The organism is Corynebacterium sp. KPL4015, assembly GCF_040225725.1.
GTDB lineage: Bacteria > Actinomycetota > Actinomycetes > Mycobacteriales > Mycobacteriaceae > Corynebacterium > Corynebacterium rhinophilum.
On sequence record NZ_JBEHGF010000024.1, the window covers coordinates 1 to 12,338 of the forward strand.

Here is a 12,338-nt window from a genome sequence, read left to right on the forward strand (position 1 = left end):
GGCCAACAGACCAATCAACACACAACCATGCACACAAAAATAAAAAATAAGTACATTGGCACACTATTGAGTTCTCAGACATCGTCACCACACAACAGCTACATGCTCTAAAGCATGGAACTCGTTGCGAGTAAAAAGTTATTTTTTGTCAGGGCCTGTTTTCCTATCGCCGCTTCAGCCAGAAACAAATTCTTGTCTCTGTGGGGCGCTGTCGGTCGCGCTGACTCGTATTAAGTTACACACCGCTTTAAACTTTTACAAACTCGCTGTTCACTCCTGGTTTCGAACGCATTTATCTCATGCCAAGCCAGCCCGCAAAGCCTTTCCTCCACAGGCTGCTTATGCGGCGTGCATATATCGGCAGAGTTACGGCCCATACGGCGTAGATGCCAAGGCTTATAAACATCCCCACCGCGGCCGAGATATAGCCTTGGGCGAAAAGCCATAACAGTGCTGCGATACCGAGGAGGTACGCGACTAAAACTCCAAGGGTCCTCTTCTCTAGGAACTCGAGGTACATAAGTCCCGGGACGGTGACGCCCGCGATGGCGGTCATGCCGGCGGCGACCTCGATTGTGTTCCCCCAGAAGGAAAGGGCTAACCCTACGGCGGCGCAACCAAGGATGAGGATGAGCCCCGTCATTGCGGTCATGGAAGCCCAGCGCCGACGCGTGCCGCCGAGGGTGACATAATCCCTGAGCGTATCCCGCAATATGCCCATGGGCTGGCTGATGAAAACGGCGGAGAGTGACCAAGCAATGAAAGCGATGAATTCCATCGGTTCCCACAGCGTGCTCATTAGCGAAAGCACAACGTTGATGGCTAAGAATACGACGACCATCAGCCACATGCGGACCTGGCGGCGGTATACAGCCTGCGCGTCGAGCGTCGGCGGGAAACGCCCAAGCTTGGATGCAATTCCCAAAGGGGTCGTGAGTACCCCGTCCTGGTTGGGGTTGGTTTCCGCCACAGCGCCCATGCCAATGCCGCCGCATAAACAGCCAACGCCCACCAGCTCTGCCGTGCAGCCGCTCCTGCCATGGCCACAACAGCAAAAACCGAGACGATAATCCGGCGGTGTTCATTCCATATCTGTGAGCTCAGGCCAAGTACTTGGTACTTATCAAAACTGGGTTGATACGTCAGGATGGGCACAAGGGGCAAGAGCAAGGTGACAGTTCCCCACTTTTCGCCAAAAAGTACAGGATAAAGCGCAATGAAGAATAGGACTGTTACCCAGACCCATTCCGTTGTGTGCCATAAGAGTTTCATGACTGCTCCTCCAATGCTCGGACAGCCTTTTCAAGTGATACCTCTGCTACCCGGAGATGATGTTCGTTGGCATAGCGGAAGACGGGATCGGGCGAGGTAGTGCGGGCATCGACAAGCACTTGGTCTCCCAGGCTGGTTGAAGCGCGCTCCAATACCGGCAGGTCAAGGGCGGAAACGGCCGCGGAGATGGCCTCCTCGGGCCCGCTGATTTCCAGGAAGGAATCAACAAATTCATCCACTGGACCGCTGATAGGGCTCTCCCCCATGAGGGAAATAGTGTCCAACAACCCCTCTATTTCATTGAGGTGATGGGTGGATACCACGATGGTGCGACCGTGCTCTTCCCGGAGGACCTGGTAAAAGAGTTCGCGCCGTGGCAGGTCGAGACCCAGATAAGGCTCGTCCAAAAGCATTATTTCGCAGCCAGAGGCAACGGCGAAAACAAATCCCAATGCCGATTTCTGTCCACGCGAGAGCGCGGAATACGCCTTATTTGGGATGTCGAAGCCGGCGATGAGGTCGTCATATTGCTCCGCATTCCAGTTGGGCCATCGCGCCTGGCCGACGGCGCCGAGCTTCTTGCTACCCCACGAATCCGGCAGCGGATTGTCGATGCCCATGAGGATTACCCGGTTGAGTACGGATTGGTTATCAAAGGGCTGGCGGTCGAAGACCGTGATGCGACCGGATTGAATTTGGCCGGCAATTTTTCGCAATAAGGTGGTCTTGCCAATTCCGTTGCGGCCCACCAAGCCATGGGTAAGACCTGCGGAAAAGGTGAAATCGCGGGTAGTAATCATGAGTACATTCCTCTGCTTTCTGCAACCCGATCGAAAAGGTCATGGAGCTGGGCGCGGTTGTAGCCCAAGCGAACTGCTTCATCGACAAGCGGGGCCATATATTCCGCGGCAAAGTCGCCTCGCCTGCGCTCGCGGATGGCACGCGATGCACCCTCGGCCACAAACATGCCGATGCCCCGCCGCTTTTCCAGCACCCCTAGGTCCACCAAGAGGGTGATCCCCTTCCGCGCGGTTGCGGGGTTGATGTTGTGGAAATCCGCCAACTCATTGGTGGAAGGTGCCTTATCGCCCTCCGCCAGAGTGCCGTCCACAATGGTGTCTTCCACCAAGGACGCAATCTGCCGAAAGAGCGGCTGCGTGGAGTTATCCATCATCACCTTCGGCTCGTTAGTTACTTAGTTAGTTGTGTAACTAACCATATAACACACTTGCCGACGCCGCAATGGTCACCGAAAACTTTTCATTTGCGGCCAATATGCTGGGAATTAGCGAATTGTGATCGACGTTTCGGGGTGAATAAGGCACACTGGAGGTAACAAAGAATTTTATTTAGAACAATTAGAACGGAACTTAGGAGCCATGCTTGAACGCACACTTGTCTTTGTCGATGCCTCATACCTGCTCGCGAGCTTTTATAACTCCTGGGAAACGGGGGCCCGCGCGCAGCTAGAAATCGATCTGCCCGAGGTGGTCAGCACCATGGGCGGAATGATCGAGGAGCAATTAGGCAACCCGATTCAACGCCAATACTGGTACGACGGAATCCCGGATACCGGTCCGCACCGCTACCAACGCGCCCTTCGCACCTGCGAGGGCGTGCAATTGCGCACGGGACAACTCATTGAATGGGGCGAGCGACGCACCCAAAAGGGCGTAGACACCCGGCTCGTGGCCGATATGGTCATGGCCGCCGTGAAGAACCAGTTCACCGACTTTGTGCTGGTCAGCGGCGACGCGGACATGATTCCCGGCGCGCAGACCGCCGTGGACAATGGCATCCGCGTGCACCTGTACGGGTTTGGCTGGGATTCCATGTCCGCAGCGCTGCGCCATACGTGCGATTCCACCACCATCTTGGATCCGCGCGAGGACTTCGCGGATTCCATGGAGCTGCAGGTCCTCGAGGGACCGCTTCCCCCAGTGGTCCGCGATGCAGCGCAGAAGGCAGAGGAAGCAGAAGAGGAGCTTCCAGGAGCCGAGCACTGCGACGAGTGCGAGGAGCCCTCCGAGGTGGAAACCGCATTCGGCACCCCGGAAAAGCCGACGCCGGCGCCTGCCCCAAAGCCTGCGCCGCCTCAAAGCGCACAGCAGGCCGCAACCCCAACCCCACAAGAGCAAGACAAGCCCACTGCAGAAGCGGAGAAGGGCCCTGCCGAAGAGGCCGAGGCTACCGATCAAGCAGCACCAAAGCCTGCGCCGAAGCCGTCAATGATGGCACCGCGGCGCAAGCTGCGCTCGAAGTACGTCCCGCTGCCAGAAGAGGTCTGGAGCTCTGCCGGGTTCCAGTCCCCATTCGATGTGGGCCAGCAGTACGCATCGTGGTGGTTTGATAATGCCGCCAACTCAGAGCAGCGCGACCAAGCCCACTTACTGTCTGGCGGCGGATTACCGCCGGAAATCGACCGCCCGCTGCTGCAGTTCGCCTGCGAAACCCTGCATGAATACACCCTGACGGAAACCCAGCGCGTGAACTTGCGCGATGGGTTCCACTCAGGAATCCGCGGCGTGCTAATTAATATCCGCCGCGAGAATTAATCCCCGGATTCGATTTCCTTCTTCTTGGCCATATCGGCGCGCAGCGCATCTAGCCGCGCGCTGGCCTTCATGTCGTTGCCGGCCGCTTGAATCTCACTCATGCGGTCGCCACCGGTTGCCTGCTGCAACTCTTGTGCACCAAGCGCATCGGCATAGCGCTTTTCAATCTTGGAGCGGACGGAATCCAGGCTCGGCACGGAATCATCGGGCTTGAGCTCGTTCATGGAATCGAGTGCTTCCGCATTCTTTTCCTGCATTGCGGCCTGATCCGCCTGCGCTTCCAACTGGCTCACCTGTGCCAGCTGCTCCTTGAGTCGGGCCTCGGATTGTTTTTGCTGGTTCTTGGCTTGTTCAGCCGCCTGCTCCGCCGCCGCGTGCTGCTGCTTGACGTCTTCTAGTTCCTGCTCCACCGCGACGAGCTGGGAAGCCACTACCTCAGCGGCTTGGTTGTACTCATTCGCCTTCTGGGGGTCCTCAGCGGAATCCGCGAGCTCCAAGGCGCGCTCGGTTTGGGATTGGTAATCCTGCTGGGACTTCACCAGGCGGTTCATCTGCATTTCCAACTGAGACTTGTGCCCGATGATCTCTGCCGCATGATCCGAGATTTCTTGGTGCTGTTCCTTGGCGGCCTTAACCGCCTGCTGGATTTGGACCTTTGGATCGGCGTTCTCATCAATCTTTTGATCGAGAGAACTCATCACGTACTTCCAGCCCTTGCTGAAGGGGTTAGCCATCACAATCTCCTTTGGTCATAAAAAAGACGCTTTCTAGCGAGTTTAGCGATACTCACCAGAAAACGCCGTGGAAGCTCTGAAAATTCAGATTCTATGCCTGCTGTGCGTTCTGCTCTTCAACCTGGCGGCGAACCTCAGCCATGTCCAGGTCCTTGACCTGCTTGAGCAGATCCTCCAGTGCTGCGGGCGGCAGTGCGCCGGCCTCACGGAATACGAGGATGCCATCGCGGAAGATCATCAGGGTAGGAATGGACTGAATCTGCAGCGCGGAAGCAAGGCCCTGGTTTGCCTCGGTGTCCAGCTTGGCAAAGGTAGCATCCGTGTGCTCCTCGGATGCCTTCTCGTAGACAGGGGCAAAGCGCTTACATGGGCCGCACCAGTCCGCCCAGGCATCGACAAGCGTAATGCCTTCGCCGGTTACGGTCTGTTCAAAGTTCTCTTCAGTGACATCAATAGTAGCCATACTCGTTGTAACTCCTTTACATTGTGGTTTATTCCCCACCGTACCTAAATTTCTTCCTTGCCTGATACCCCTAGGGGGTATAGCATGGAAGCATAAGCAATCGAGAAAGGATGATAGTCATGGCAACGAAGAACTACACCGTAGAAGGAATGAGCTGCGGACACTGCGAAATGTCCATCCGCGAAGAGGTAGGCGAAATCGCCGGTGTGGACGCGGTTTCCGCAGACCACACCACCGGCGCAGTGTCTGTCTCCGGCAGCGATTTCACCGATGAGCAAGTAGCAGCCGCCGTAGCCGAAGCCGGATACACCCTGAAGTAGGCGAATAACATGTCACACGTTGATCTCGGGGTCTCGGGCATGACCTGCACGTCCTGCTCTTCCCGGGTAGAACGCAAGCTCAACAAGGTAGACGGCGTTGAGGCGAGCGTTAACTTTGCCACCGAATCCGCCTCTATTGAGTTCGATCCGGAGACTTCTACGCCTGCGGATCTGATCAAGGTCGTCGAAGGCGCCGGATACAGCGCCTTCGATATGTCCGGCAGCGATGACGGCGACCAGGACGAGGACGCAGAGGGCACGCCGGTTGATGATGCCCGCGCTGCCGAACAACAGAGCCTGCTGCGGCGCACCATCATCTCCGCGGTATTGTCTGCCCCCATCATGGTCGTCTCTATGGTGCCTGCCCTTCAGTTCCAGAACTGGCAGTGGGCCTGCGCCATGCTGGCCACCGTCGTCTTCATCTTTGGTGGCGCCCCCTTCCACTCCGCTACGTGGACCAACCTGAAGCACGGCTCGTTCACCATGGACACCTTGATTTCCATGGGCACCTCGGCCGCCTACCTGTGGTCCCTGTACGCGCTATTCTTTGGCAACGCCGGCGAGCCCGGTATGACCATGAGCATGTCGTGGTCCTCCAGCTCGGCCGAGATGGACCATATCTACTTTGAGTCTGTGGGAATGGTCATTACTTTCCTGCTCCTCGGCCGCTGGTTCGAGGTCAAGGCCAAGGGGCAGTCTTCTGAGGCGCTGCGCACCCTGCTATCCATGGGCGCGAAGGAAGCCTCCGTGCTGCGGGACGGCGAGGAAAAACGCATTCCCATCTCTCAATTGCAGGTGGGCGATGTCTTCGTTGTGCGCCCGGGCGAAAAGATTGCCACCGATGGTGAGGTCGTCTCCGGCAATTCCGCCGTGGATGCCTCCATGATCACCGGTGAATCCGTCCCGGAAGAGGTGGGCGTGGGCGATACCGTTACCGGCGCCACCATTAACGCTTCCGGCAAGTTGGAGGTCAAGGCCACCCAGGTGGGCGAGGACACGGTCCTTTCCCAAATGGCCACCTTGGTCACCAACGCGCAAGCCTCCAAGGCACCCGTGCAGCGCCTGGTGGACCGCATCGCGCAGGTCTTTGTACCGATAGTGATCGGCATTTCCGTCCTCACGCTGCTGGTACACCTCATCTTTGGCGGCGTGGCGCCGGCGTTTATCGCCGCCGTCTCCGTGCTGATCATCGCCTGCCCTTGCGCGCTGGGCCTTGCCACCCCGACCGCCATCTTGGTCGGCACCGGCCGCGGTGCCCAGCTGGGCTTGCTCATCAAGGGCCCGGAGATCCTCGAGTCCACCAAGCAGGTCGATACCATCGTGATGGATAAGACCGGCACGGTGACCGCCGGTGAAATGTCCGTTACGGCCGTGCATGGCGATGTCCTCGAGTACGCCGCCGCCGTCGAGCGGAACTCCGAGCACCCCATCGCCCAGGCCATTGCCCGTGAGCGCGACGTGGAGCCCGGCACCGACTTTTCCACCAGCACCGCTGGCGTGGAAGCGACGGTGGATGGGGCCCGCGTGGGCGTCGGCAAGCCGCGTGGAGAACTAGGCCAGTACGCCGATGCCTTCCGCGAGGCAGAGGCCGCGGGTGCTACCCCGGTGGCGGTGTACCTCGACGATGGGCTCGCTGGGCTCATTGAGGTCCGGGACACCATCAAGCCCACCTCCGCTGAGGCCGTAGAACAGATGAAGCAGCTGGGCCTAACCCCGCACCTGCTGACCGGCGATAACGAGGGCGCAGCCAAGCGCGTGGCAGAGGAAGTTGGCATCACCGAGGTCACGGCCGGCGTCATTCCGGAGGAAAAGGTCGACGTCATCAAGAAGCTCCAGTCCGAGGGGCACAATGTGGCGATGGTTGGTGACGGCGTCAACGATGCCGCGGCCTTGGCCCAGGCGGACCTTGGCTTGGCGATGGGCGCCGGTACCGACGTTGCCATCGAGGCCTCCGATATCACGTTGATGAATGGGGACCTGCGGTCCGCGGCCGATGCCATTCGCCTTTCCCGCCGCACGCTGCAGATTATTAAGGGCAACCTGTTCTGGGCCTTTGCCTACAATATTATTCTCATCCCCGTGGCAGCCTTTGGCCTGCTCAACCCGCTATTTGCCGGCATTGCAATGGCATTGAGCTCCGTATTCGTCGTCTCCAATTCCCTGCGTCTCCGGAAATTTTCTAGCCAGCGCTATGATTAGCGCATGCTCAGCCGCAATGAACGATTAGACCGGCTCCCGGTCACCAGCAAACACAAGCGCCTGCTCCTAGGCTCCGGCCTAGGGTGGGCGCTCGACGCTATGGATGTGGGGCTCATTTCCTTCATCATGGCCGCCCTGGCCGTGCATTGGGATTTGAGCAGCACCCAAACCTCCTGGCTCGCCTCTGTTGGCTTCCTCGGCATGGCTCTGGGCGCGACATTCGGCGGGCTCCTTGCGGATAAGTACGGCCGCCGCCACATCTTCTCCCTCACCCTCTTGGTCTATGGCCTGGCCACCGGCGCTTCCGCCTTGGCCGGTGGGCTGACCATGCTTATCATCTTCCGCTTCATCGTTGGGCTCGGCTTGGGCGCGGAGCTGCCGGTCGCCTCCACGCTCATCTCCGAATTCTCGCCGCGCCGCATCCGCGGGCGCATGGTGGTCCTGCTCGAGGCCTTCTGGGCGCTCGGCTGGATCCTCGCCGCGCTCATCGGCACCTTCATCGTGGGCGCCGGCGAAAACGGCTGGCGCTGGGGCTTTGCCGTGGGGCTCATCCCCGCCGCCTATTCGGTTTACGTGCGCCTCGGCTTGCCGGAATCGGTGCGCTTCCTCGAATCCAAGGGCCGCCACGGCGAGGCCGAAGAGGTTGTGGCGTCCTTCGAAGAGGCCGCCGCGGGCCAGCCGCTTGACGATGCCCACCCGGAACCCACCGCCTCCACCGAGACCTCCATTTGGGGGCCGGGCCTGCGCCGCCGCACGGCGGCGCTGTGGACCATTTGGTTTTGCGTCAATTTCTCGTATTACGGTGCCTTCATCTGGATCCCGTCCCTGCTGGTGGCCGATGGTTTCTCGCTCGTAAAATCTTTCAGCTTCACCCTCATCATTACCTTGGCACAGCTACCGGGCTACGCCACCGCCGCCTGGCTCATTGAGGTCTGGGGCCGGCGAGTCACCCTCGCCGTGTTCTTGGTCGGCTCCGCCGTCTCGGCCGGGCTCTATGGCACCGCAAGCTCCGAAGTATTCATCATCATCGCCGGGTGCCTGTTGTCCTTCTTCAACCTCGGCGCCTGGGGTGCTCTTTATGCGATTGGTCCGGAGCTCTACCCCACCGCGCTGCGCGGTCGTGGTACAGGTGCCGCCGCCGGTTTTGGTCGCATCGCCTCCATCGTCGCACCGCTCGTTGTGCCGCCACTCATCGCGGCGACCGGCGCTGGATTCCTTTTCGTGCTCTTTGCGGCTGCCTTCGCCATCGCCGCCACAGCTGCATTTACTTTGCCTGAGCTTAAGGGTGAGGCCCTTGCTCGATAAATTAGCCCTTAGCGCGTGGATTGGCGTCATGGTGGCGCTGACCACCCTGAAAGCTTTCTTCCAGATTGGTTACCTGTGGAAGCCCGAAAACCAGCGCGTCCGCGAGCTCCATTTAGTTCCCCTCGATGAATTTTCCGGCAATAGTTGGTTTGCGCCGCTTTTCGAATACGCCGGCAATACCGCCTTCTTCATCCCCTTCGGGCTTTTGATATTCACGCTATGCCGCTCGGTGAAAGTATCAACTGCCTGGGGATTCGCGCTGAGTCTAACCCTGGAGACGGCCCAGTATGTCTTCGCGCTAGGCCGCACGGATATCGATGATCTGCTTTTAATACCCTCGGCGCGCTCATCGGTGCAGCGATCGCCCGCTGGGGCGGGCAGCGCCTCTTCCCGGTATGGCGGTGGCTTTCCTTGGTCGCGGCCGCGGTCTTTATCGTGCTGGTAATTCTGGGCCCCCGCTTAGGGGACCCCGCCGCGGTCGTGGACCTATAAGCCCTTTATCCGTGCGCCATGTTGACGAACTTGGAGTAGTGCAGCTGGTGGGCCACCTGCACCGTGTCAATGGGACCGCCGCGGTGCTTGGCCAAAATAATATCCGCTTCTCCGGCGCGCTCGTTATCGCGGTCCTGCGAGTCTGGGCGGTATAGCAGCATCACCATATCGGCGTCCTGCTCCAAGGAACCGGACTCACGCAGGTCAGCCAATTGCGGCTTCTTGTCATTACGAGCTTCAGGTCCACGGTTCAGCTGCGAAATGGCAATCACCGGCACCTCAAGTTCCTTAGCCAATAGCTTGAGCTGGCGCGAGAACTCCGAAACCTCTTGCTGGCGCGACTCCACTTTTTTACCCGAAGACATCAGCTGGAGATAGTCCAAAACAATGAGGTCGAGGCCATGCTGCTGCTTGAGCCGGCGGGCTTTCGAACGGATCTCCATCATCGTGAGGTTCGGGGAATCATCAATGAACAGCGGCGCATCTTGAATGCGGTTAAGCGTGTCATCGATCTTCGCCCAATCCTCCGTGGAGACGCCACCACTGCGCATATCGGTGAGCTTGACCTCAGATTCCGCGGAGAGCAGGCGCATCACGATCTCCGAGGCTGACATTTCCAAGGAAAAAATGACGGAGGACTTGCCGTGCTGCAGAGAGCACGAGCGAATGAAGTCCATCGCTAGCGTGGACTTACCCACACCGGGTCGCGCCGCCACGATGATCATCTGGCCTGCGTGCAAGCCATTGGTGAGCTTATCCAAGTCAATGAAGCCTGTGGGCACGCCCAATTCAACGCCGCCCGCCTGCTGTAGCGCCGCCAACTCATCAATGGTGGGATCAATCAGATCACCCAGCACGCGGTAGTCCTCAGCGGTCTTGCGCTGGGCGATGGCAAATACTTCCTGCTGGGCTCGGTCGATCACCGATTCGATCTCGGCATCCTCTGTGCCAGAAAATCCCAGTTGGACCACGCGCGTACCGGCATCCACAAGCCGGCGCAGGACGGCCTTTTCCGCCACGATTTCCGCGTAATAGCGGGCATTGGCCGCGGTGGGAACGGTAGCCAAAAGGGTGTGTAAGTAGGGCGCACCACCAACGCGTTCGAGGTTATTAAACCTATCCAGCCGCGAGGAAAGGATAAGGGGGTCGATGTCTTGCCCCGCCGCGTAGAGGTCCAGCATGGCACCATAAATTAAGGCGTGGGCCGGATAATAGAAGTCATCGGGTTCGAGCTCTTCAATTACCTCCATGACCGTATTGGGGCTGAGCAGCATAGCGCCCAATACGCCCTGCTCTGCTTCCCGGTCCGACGGCGGCTGGCGATACTCCTCGTAGCGCTGCGGTTGATCCTGTTGGTACCGCGGCCGGCGCGCTACGGCATTATCCGGCGCCGGTGGTTCCGGCGGAAGCTGTTCATCATCGAAGCTCGCGTTGGTCATGTGTCCCCCTTGGTGTCCGTAAAGAGACCGTGCGTAACGCTGTCCAAGTGTAGACGAGCTCCCGGACACTACCTGCCTGGGCATAACTCCCACAGTTATCCACAGGTGCTTGTGGAATTACCTGGTAGGCCGATCGTTGCATTTCATTTGCCGAGGTCACGACTGTGGATAACTTGGCATCACTGTGACCTGCAACGATAATAACCGCTGGTCAGGGCGATTATTTCGAAGTGTGAAAATTCCCACACAGTGGCGGAAAATAGGCCGTGACCAGCGGTAAAGTCGTGCAAAAATCTTGGTGAGCCCGTACCCTGAATTCCACATTCATCCACAGATTTTCACAGTTATCCACAGGCCAGTTGGGTAGGCAAAAGGCCCCAGGAATTCTCCACCTCACATAGAGAATTCTTGGGGCCTTAAGCCGTGCTGTTGTCTTTGGGTCTGTGGACCGTCGAGCGCTGCTTAAGCAGCGACGACCGAGAAGTTCACCTTGCCGAGCACGTCAGCGTGCAGCTTCAGCTCGACCTGGTAGTTGCCGGTCTTCTTGACCAGGCCCTTGGGCATATCAACGATACGCTTATCCAAGTTAGGGCCACCGGCCTTGGAGACGGCCTTGACAATGTCTTCTGCGTTAACGGAACCGAAGAGCTTGCCGGAAGTGGAGGTCTTAACCTTGACCTCAACGTTCGTCAGCTGCTCAAGCTGGTTGCGGACCTCGCGTGCGTGGTCCAGGTCGCGAATTTCGCGAGCTTCCTGGGCGCGCTTGATGCCCTCAATCTGCTTCTCAGCGCCGCGGGAAGCCACGATGGCCAAGCCGCGGGGAAGCAGGTAGTTACGTCCGTAGCCGTCCTTAACCTCAACAATTTCGCCAGCGGCGCCGAGGTTCTCAACGGCAGCGGTGAGGATCAGCTTCATGATCCCTGCCTTTCAATTGAGTTAGTTGAATAGTTGCGGGTGACAGACTTAGAACGGAGGTTCAGAATCAGCGCCTCCGAAGCCGCCTGCTGGCGGTGCGGAGTTCCACGGATCCTCTGCAGGAGCCTGGTTCTGCTGCTGCGACTGCTGCTGTTGCTGGCCTCCAAAGCCGCCCTGATTATTGTTATTCGAGCGCTGCTGCTGGCCGCCGCCGCCAAAGTTGCCGCCGCCCTCACGGGGATTGCGGTTTACCTGTGCGGTGGCGTAGCGGAGCGACGGACCGACCTCATCGACGTCGATCTCAAATACAGTGCGGTTTTCACCCTCGCGGGTCTGGAAGGAACGCTGCTTCAAGCGGCCGGTAACGATGATGCGCATGCCCTTGCTCAGGGTCTCGGCGACGTTCTCCGCCGCCTGGCGCCATACGTTGCAGGTCAGGAACATAGCTTCGCCGTCTTCCCACTGGTTCGTCTGCGAATTATAGCGACGAGGCGTGGAGGCGACGCGGAAGTTAGCTACCGCCGCACCCGCTGGGGTGAAGCGAAGCTCGGGGTCAGCAACTATGTTGCCCACCACCGTAATATTGGTATCTCCCTGTGCCATGTCTTTACTCCTTATCGGTTACGTGGATTGTGCTTGATCCC

The 12,338-nt window shown here is 58.8% G+C and carries 12 protein-coding genes and 1 pseudogene; 5 read left to right on the forward strand and 8 right to left on the reverse strand.

Annotated elements, in window-relative coordinates:
• Positions 1 to 292 precede the first annotated feature (292 nt).
• The 3 genes from ABRP64_RS09000 to ABRP64_RS09010 all read right to left on the reverse strand — a co-directional run bounded on the left by ABRP64_RS09000 (position 293) and on the right by ABRP64_RS09010 (position 2,443).
• Positions 293 to 925: a hypothetical protein gene (locus ABRP64_RS09000; protein WP_284771250.1), complete on the reverse strand. Its 633-nt coding sequence runs from the start codon at positions 923 to 925 to the stop codon at positions 293 to 295.
• Between the two features lie 343 nt (positions 926 to 1,268).
• Entirely contained in the window at positions 1,269 to 2,072 is an 804-nt protein-coding gene (locus tag ABRP64_RS09005) for an AAA family ATPase (protein WP_284771251.1), read from the reverse strand.
• Positions 2,069 to 2,443 carry a GntR family transcriptional regulator gene (locus tag ABRP64_RS09010; protein ID WP_035108334.1) on the reverse strand — a complete coding sequence of 125 codons (375 nt, stop codon included), beginning with the start codon at positions 2,441 to 2,443 and terminating at the stop codon, positions 2,069 to 2,071. Before ABRP64_RS09010 ends, ABRP64_RS09005 begins: the two co-directional genes overlap by 4 nt.
• Before the next feature lie 208 nt (positions 2,444 to 2,651).
• Between ABRP64_RS09010 and ABRP64_RS09015 the strand changes: the two genes are divergently transcribed.
• The gene (locus ABRP64_RS09015) at positions 2,652 to 3,827 is read left to right on the forward strand and encodes an NYN domain-containing protein (protein ID WP_284771252.1); all 1,176 of its coding nucleotides are present in this window, start codon (positions 2,652 to 2,654) and stop codon (positions 3,825 to 3,827) included.
• Here ABRP64_RS09015 and ABRP64_RS09020 read toward each other — a convergent pair.
• Positions 3,824 to 4,561, reverse strand: a complete 738-nt coding sequence (locus ABRP64_RS09020; RefSeq protein ID WP_284771253.1) for a PspA/IM30 family protein — start codon at positions 4,559 to 4,561, stop codon at positions 3,824 to 3,826. The two genes, ABRP64_RS09015 and ABRP64_RS09020, sit on opposite strands and share 4 nt — an antisense overlap.
• A gap of 91 nt (positions 4,562 to 4,652) precedes the next feature.
• Complete coding sequence (trxA, locus tag ABRP64_RS09025) at positions 4,653 to 5,024, reverse strand: thioredoxin (protein WP_005275779.1); 372 nt, start codon at positions 5,022 to 5,024, stop codon at positions 4,653 to 4,655.
• A 119-nt stretch (positions 5,025 to 5,143) separates the two neighbouring features.
• On the opposite strand from trxA, the gene ABRP64_RS09030 reads away from it, so the two are divergent.
• From ABRP64_RS09030 to ABRP64_RS09045, 4 genes and pseudogenes are all read left to right on the forward strand, one after another.
• Positions 5,144 to 5,344, forward strand: coding sequence for a heavy-metal-associated domain-containing protein (locus tag ABRP64_RS09030; RefSeq protein ID WP_023027975.1), 201 nt, complete (start codon positions 5,144 to 5,146; stop codon positions 5,342 to 5,344).
• Positions 5,345 to 5,353: 9 nt separating this feature from the next.
• Positions 5,354 to 7,543 carry a heavy metal translocating P-type ATPase gene (locus tag ABRP64_RS09035; protein WP_349866211.1) on the forward strand — a complete coding sequence of 730 codons (2,190 nt, stop codon included), beginning with the start codon at positions 5,354 to 5,356 and terminating at the stop codon, positions 7,541 to 7,543.
• Between the two features lie 3 nt (positions 7,544 to 7,546).
• The gene (locus tag ABRP64_RS09040; protein WP_349866213.1) at positions 7,547 to 8,848 is read left to right on the forward strand and encodes an MFS transporter; all 1,302 of its coding nucleotides are present in this window, start codon (positions 7,547 to 7,549) and stop codon (positions 8,846 to 8,848) included.
• A gap of 28 nt (positions 8,849 to 8,876) precedes the next feature.
• Positions 8,877 to 9,340 (forward strand): annotated as a pseudogene (locus ABRP64_RS09045) (VanZ family protein).
• Between the two features lie 5 nt (positions 9,341 to 9,345).
• Here ABRP64_RS09045 and dnaB read toward each other — a convergent pair.
• From dnaB to ABRP64_RS09060, 3 genes are all read right to left on the reverse strand, one after another.
• Positions 9,346 to 10,779 carry a replicative DNA helicase gene (gene dnaB / locus ABRP64_RS09050; RefSeq protein WP_005275794.1) on the reverse strand — a complete coding sequence of 478 codons (1,434 nt, stop codon included), beginning with the start codon at positions 10,777 to 10,779 and terminating at the stop codon, positions 9,346 to 9,348.
• Between the two features lie 462 nt (positions 10,780 to 11,241).
• Positions 11,242 to 11,694 carry a 50S ribosomal protein L9 gene (gene rplI / locus ABRP64_RS09055; RefSeq protein WP_005275797.1) on the reverse strand — a complete coding sequence of 151 codons (453 nt, stop codon included), beginning with the start codon at positions 11,692 to 11,694 and terminating at the stop codon, positions 11,242 to 11,244.
• Between the two features lie 48 nt (positions 11,695 to 11,742).
• The gene (locus ABRP64_RS09060) at positions 11,743 to 12,297 is read right to left on the reverse strand and encodes a single-stranded DNA-binding protein (RefSeq protein WP_284771256.1); all 555 of its coding nucleotides are present in this window, start codon (positions 12,295 to 12,297) and stop codon (positions 11,743 to 11,745) included.
• Positions 12,298 to 12,338 lie beyond the last annotated feature (41 nt).

What these genes read in the sequence shown, in the direction of transcription:
- ABRP64_RS09005 (WP_284771251.1), bottom strand. Translation starts at nt 2,072, where the DNA reads ATGATTACTACCCGCGATTTCACCTTTTCCGCAGGTCTTACCCATGGC.
- ABRP64_RS09010 (WP_035108334.1), bottom strand. Translation starts at nt 2,443, where the DNA reads ATGGATAACTCCACGCAGCCGCTCTTTCGGCAGATTGCGTCCTTGGTG.
- ABRP64_RS09015 (WP_284771252.1), top strand. Translation starts at nt 2,652, where the DNA reads ATGCTTGAACGCACACTTGTCTTTGTCGATGCCTCATACCTGCTCGCG.
- ABRP64_RS09020 (WP_284771253.1), bottom strand. Translation starts at nt 4,561, where the DNA reads ATGGCTAACCCCTTCAGCAAGGGCTGGAAGTACGTGATGAGTTCTCTC.
- trxA (WP_005275779.1), bottom strand. Translation starts at nt 5,024, where the DNA reads ATGGCTACTATTGATGTCACTGAAGAGAACTTTGAACAGACCGTAACC.
- ABRP64_RS09030 (WP_023027975.1), top strand. Translation starts at nt 5,144, where the DNA reads ATGGCAACGAAGAACTACACCGTAGAAGGAATGAGCTGCGGACACTGC.
- ABRP64_RS09035 (WP_349866211.1), top strand. Translation starts at nt 5,354, where the DNA reads ATGTCACACGTTGATCTCGGGGTCTCGGGCATGACCTGCACGTCCTGC.
- ABRP64_RS09040 (WP_349866213.1), top strand. Translation starts at nt 7,547, where the DNA reads ATGCTCAGCCGCAATGAACGATTAGACCGGCTCCCGGTCACCAGCAAA.
- dnaB (WP_005275794.1), bottom strand. Translation starts at nt 10,779, where the DNA reads ATGACCAACGCGAGCTTCGATGATGAACAGCTTCCGCCGGAACCACCG.
- rplI (WP_005275797.1), bottom strand. Translation starts at nt 11,694, where the DNA reads ATGAAGCTGATCCTCACCGCTGCCGTTGAGAACCTCGGCGCCGCTGGC.
- ABRP64_RS09060 (WP_284771256.1), bottom strand. Translation starts at nt 12,297, where the DNA reads ATGGCACAGGGAGATACCAATATTACGGTGGTGGGCAACATAGTTGCT.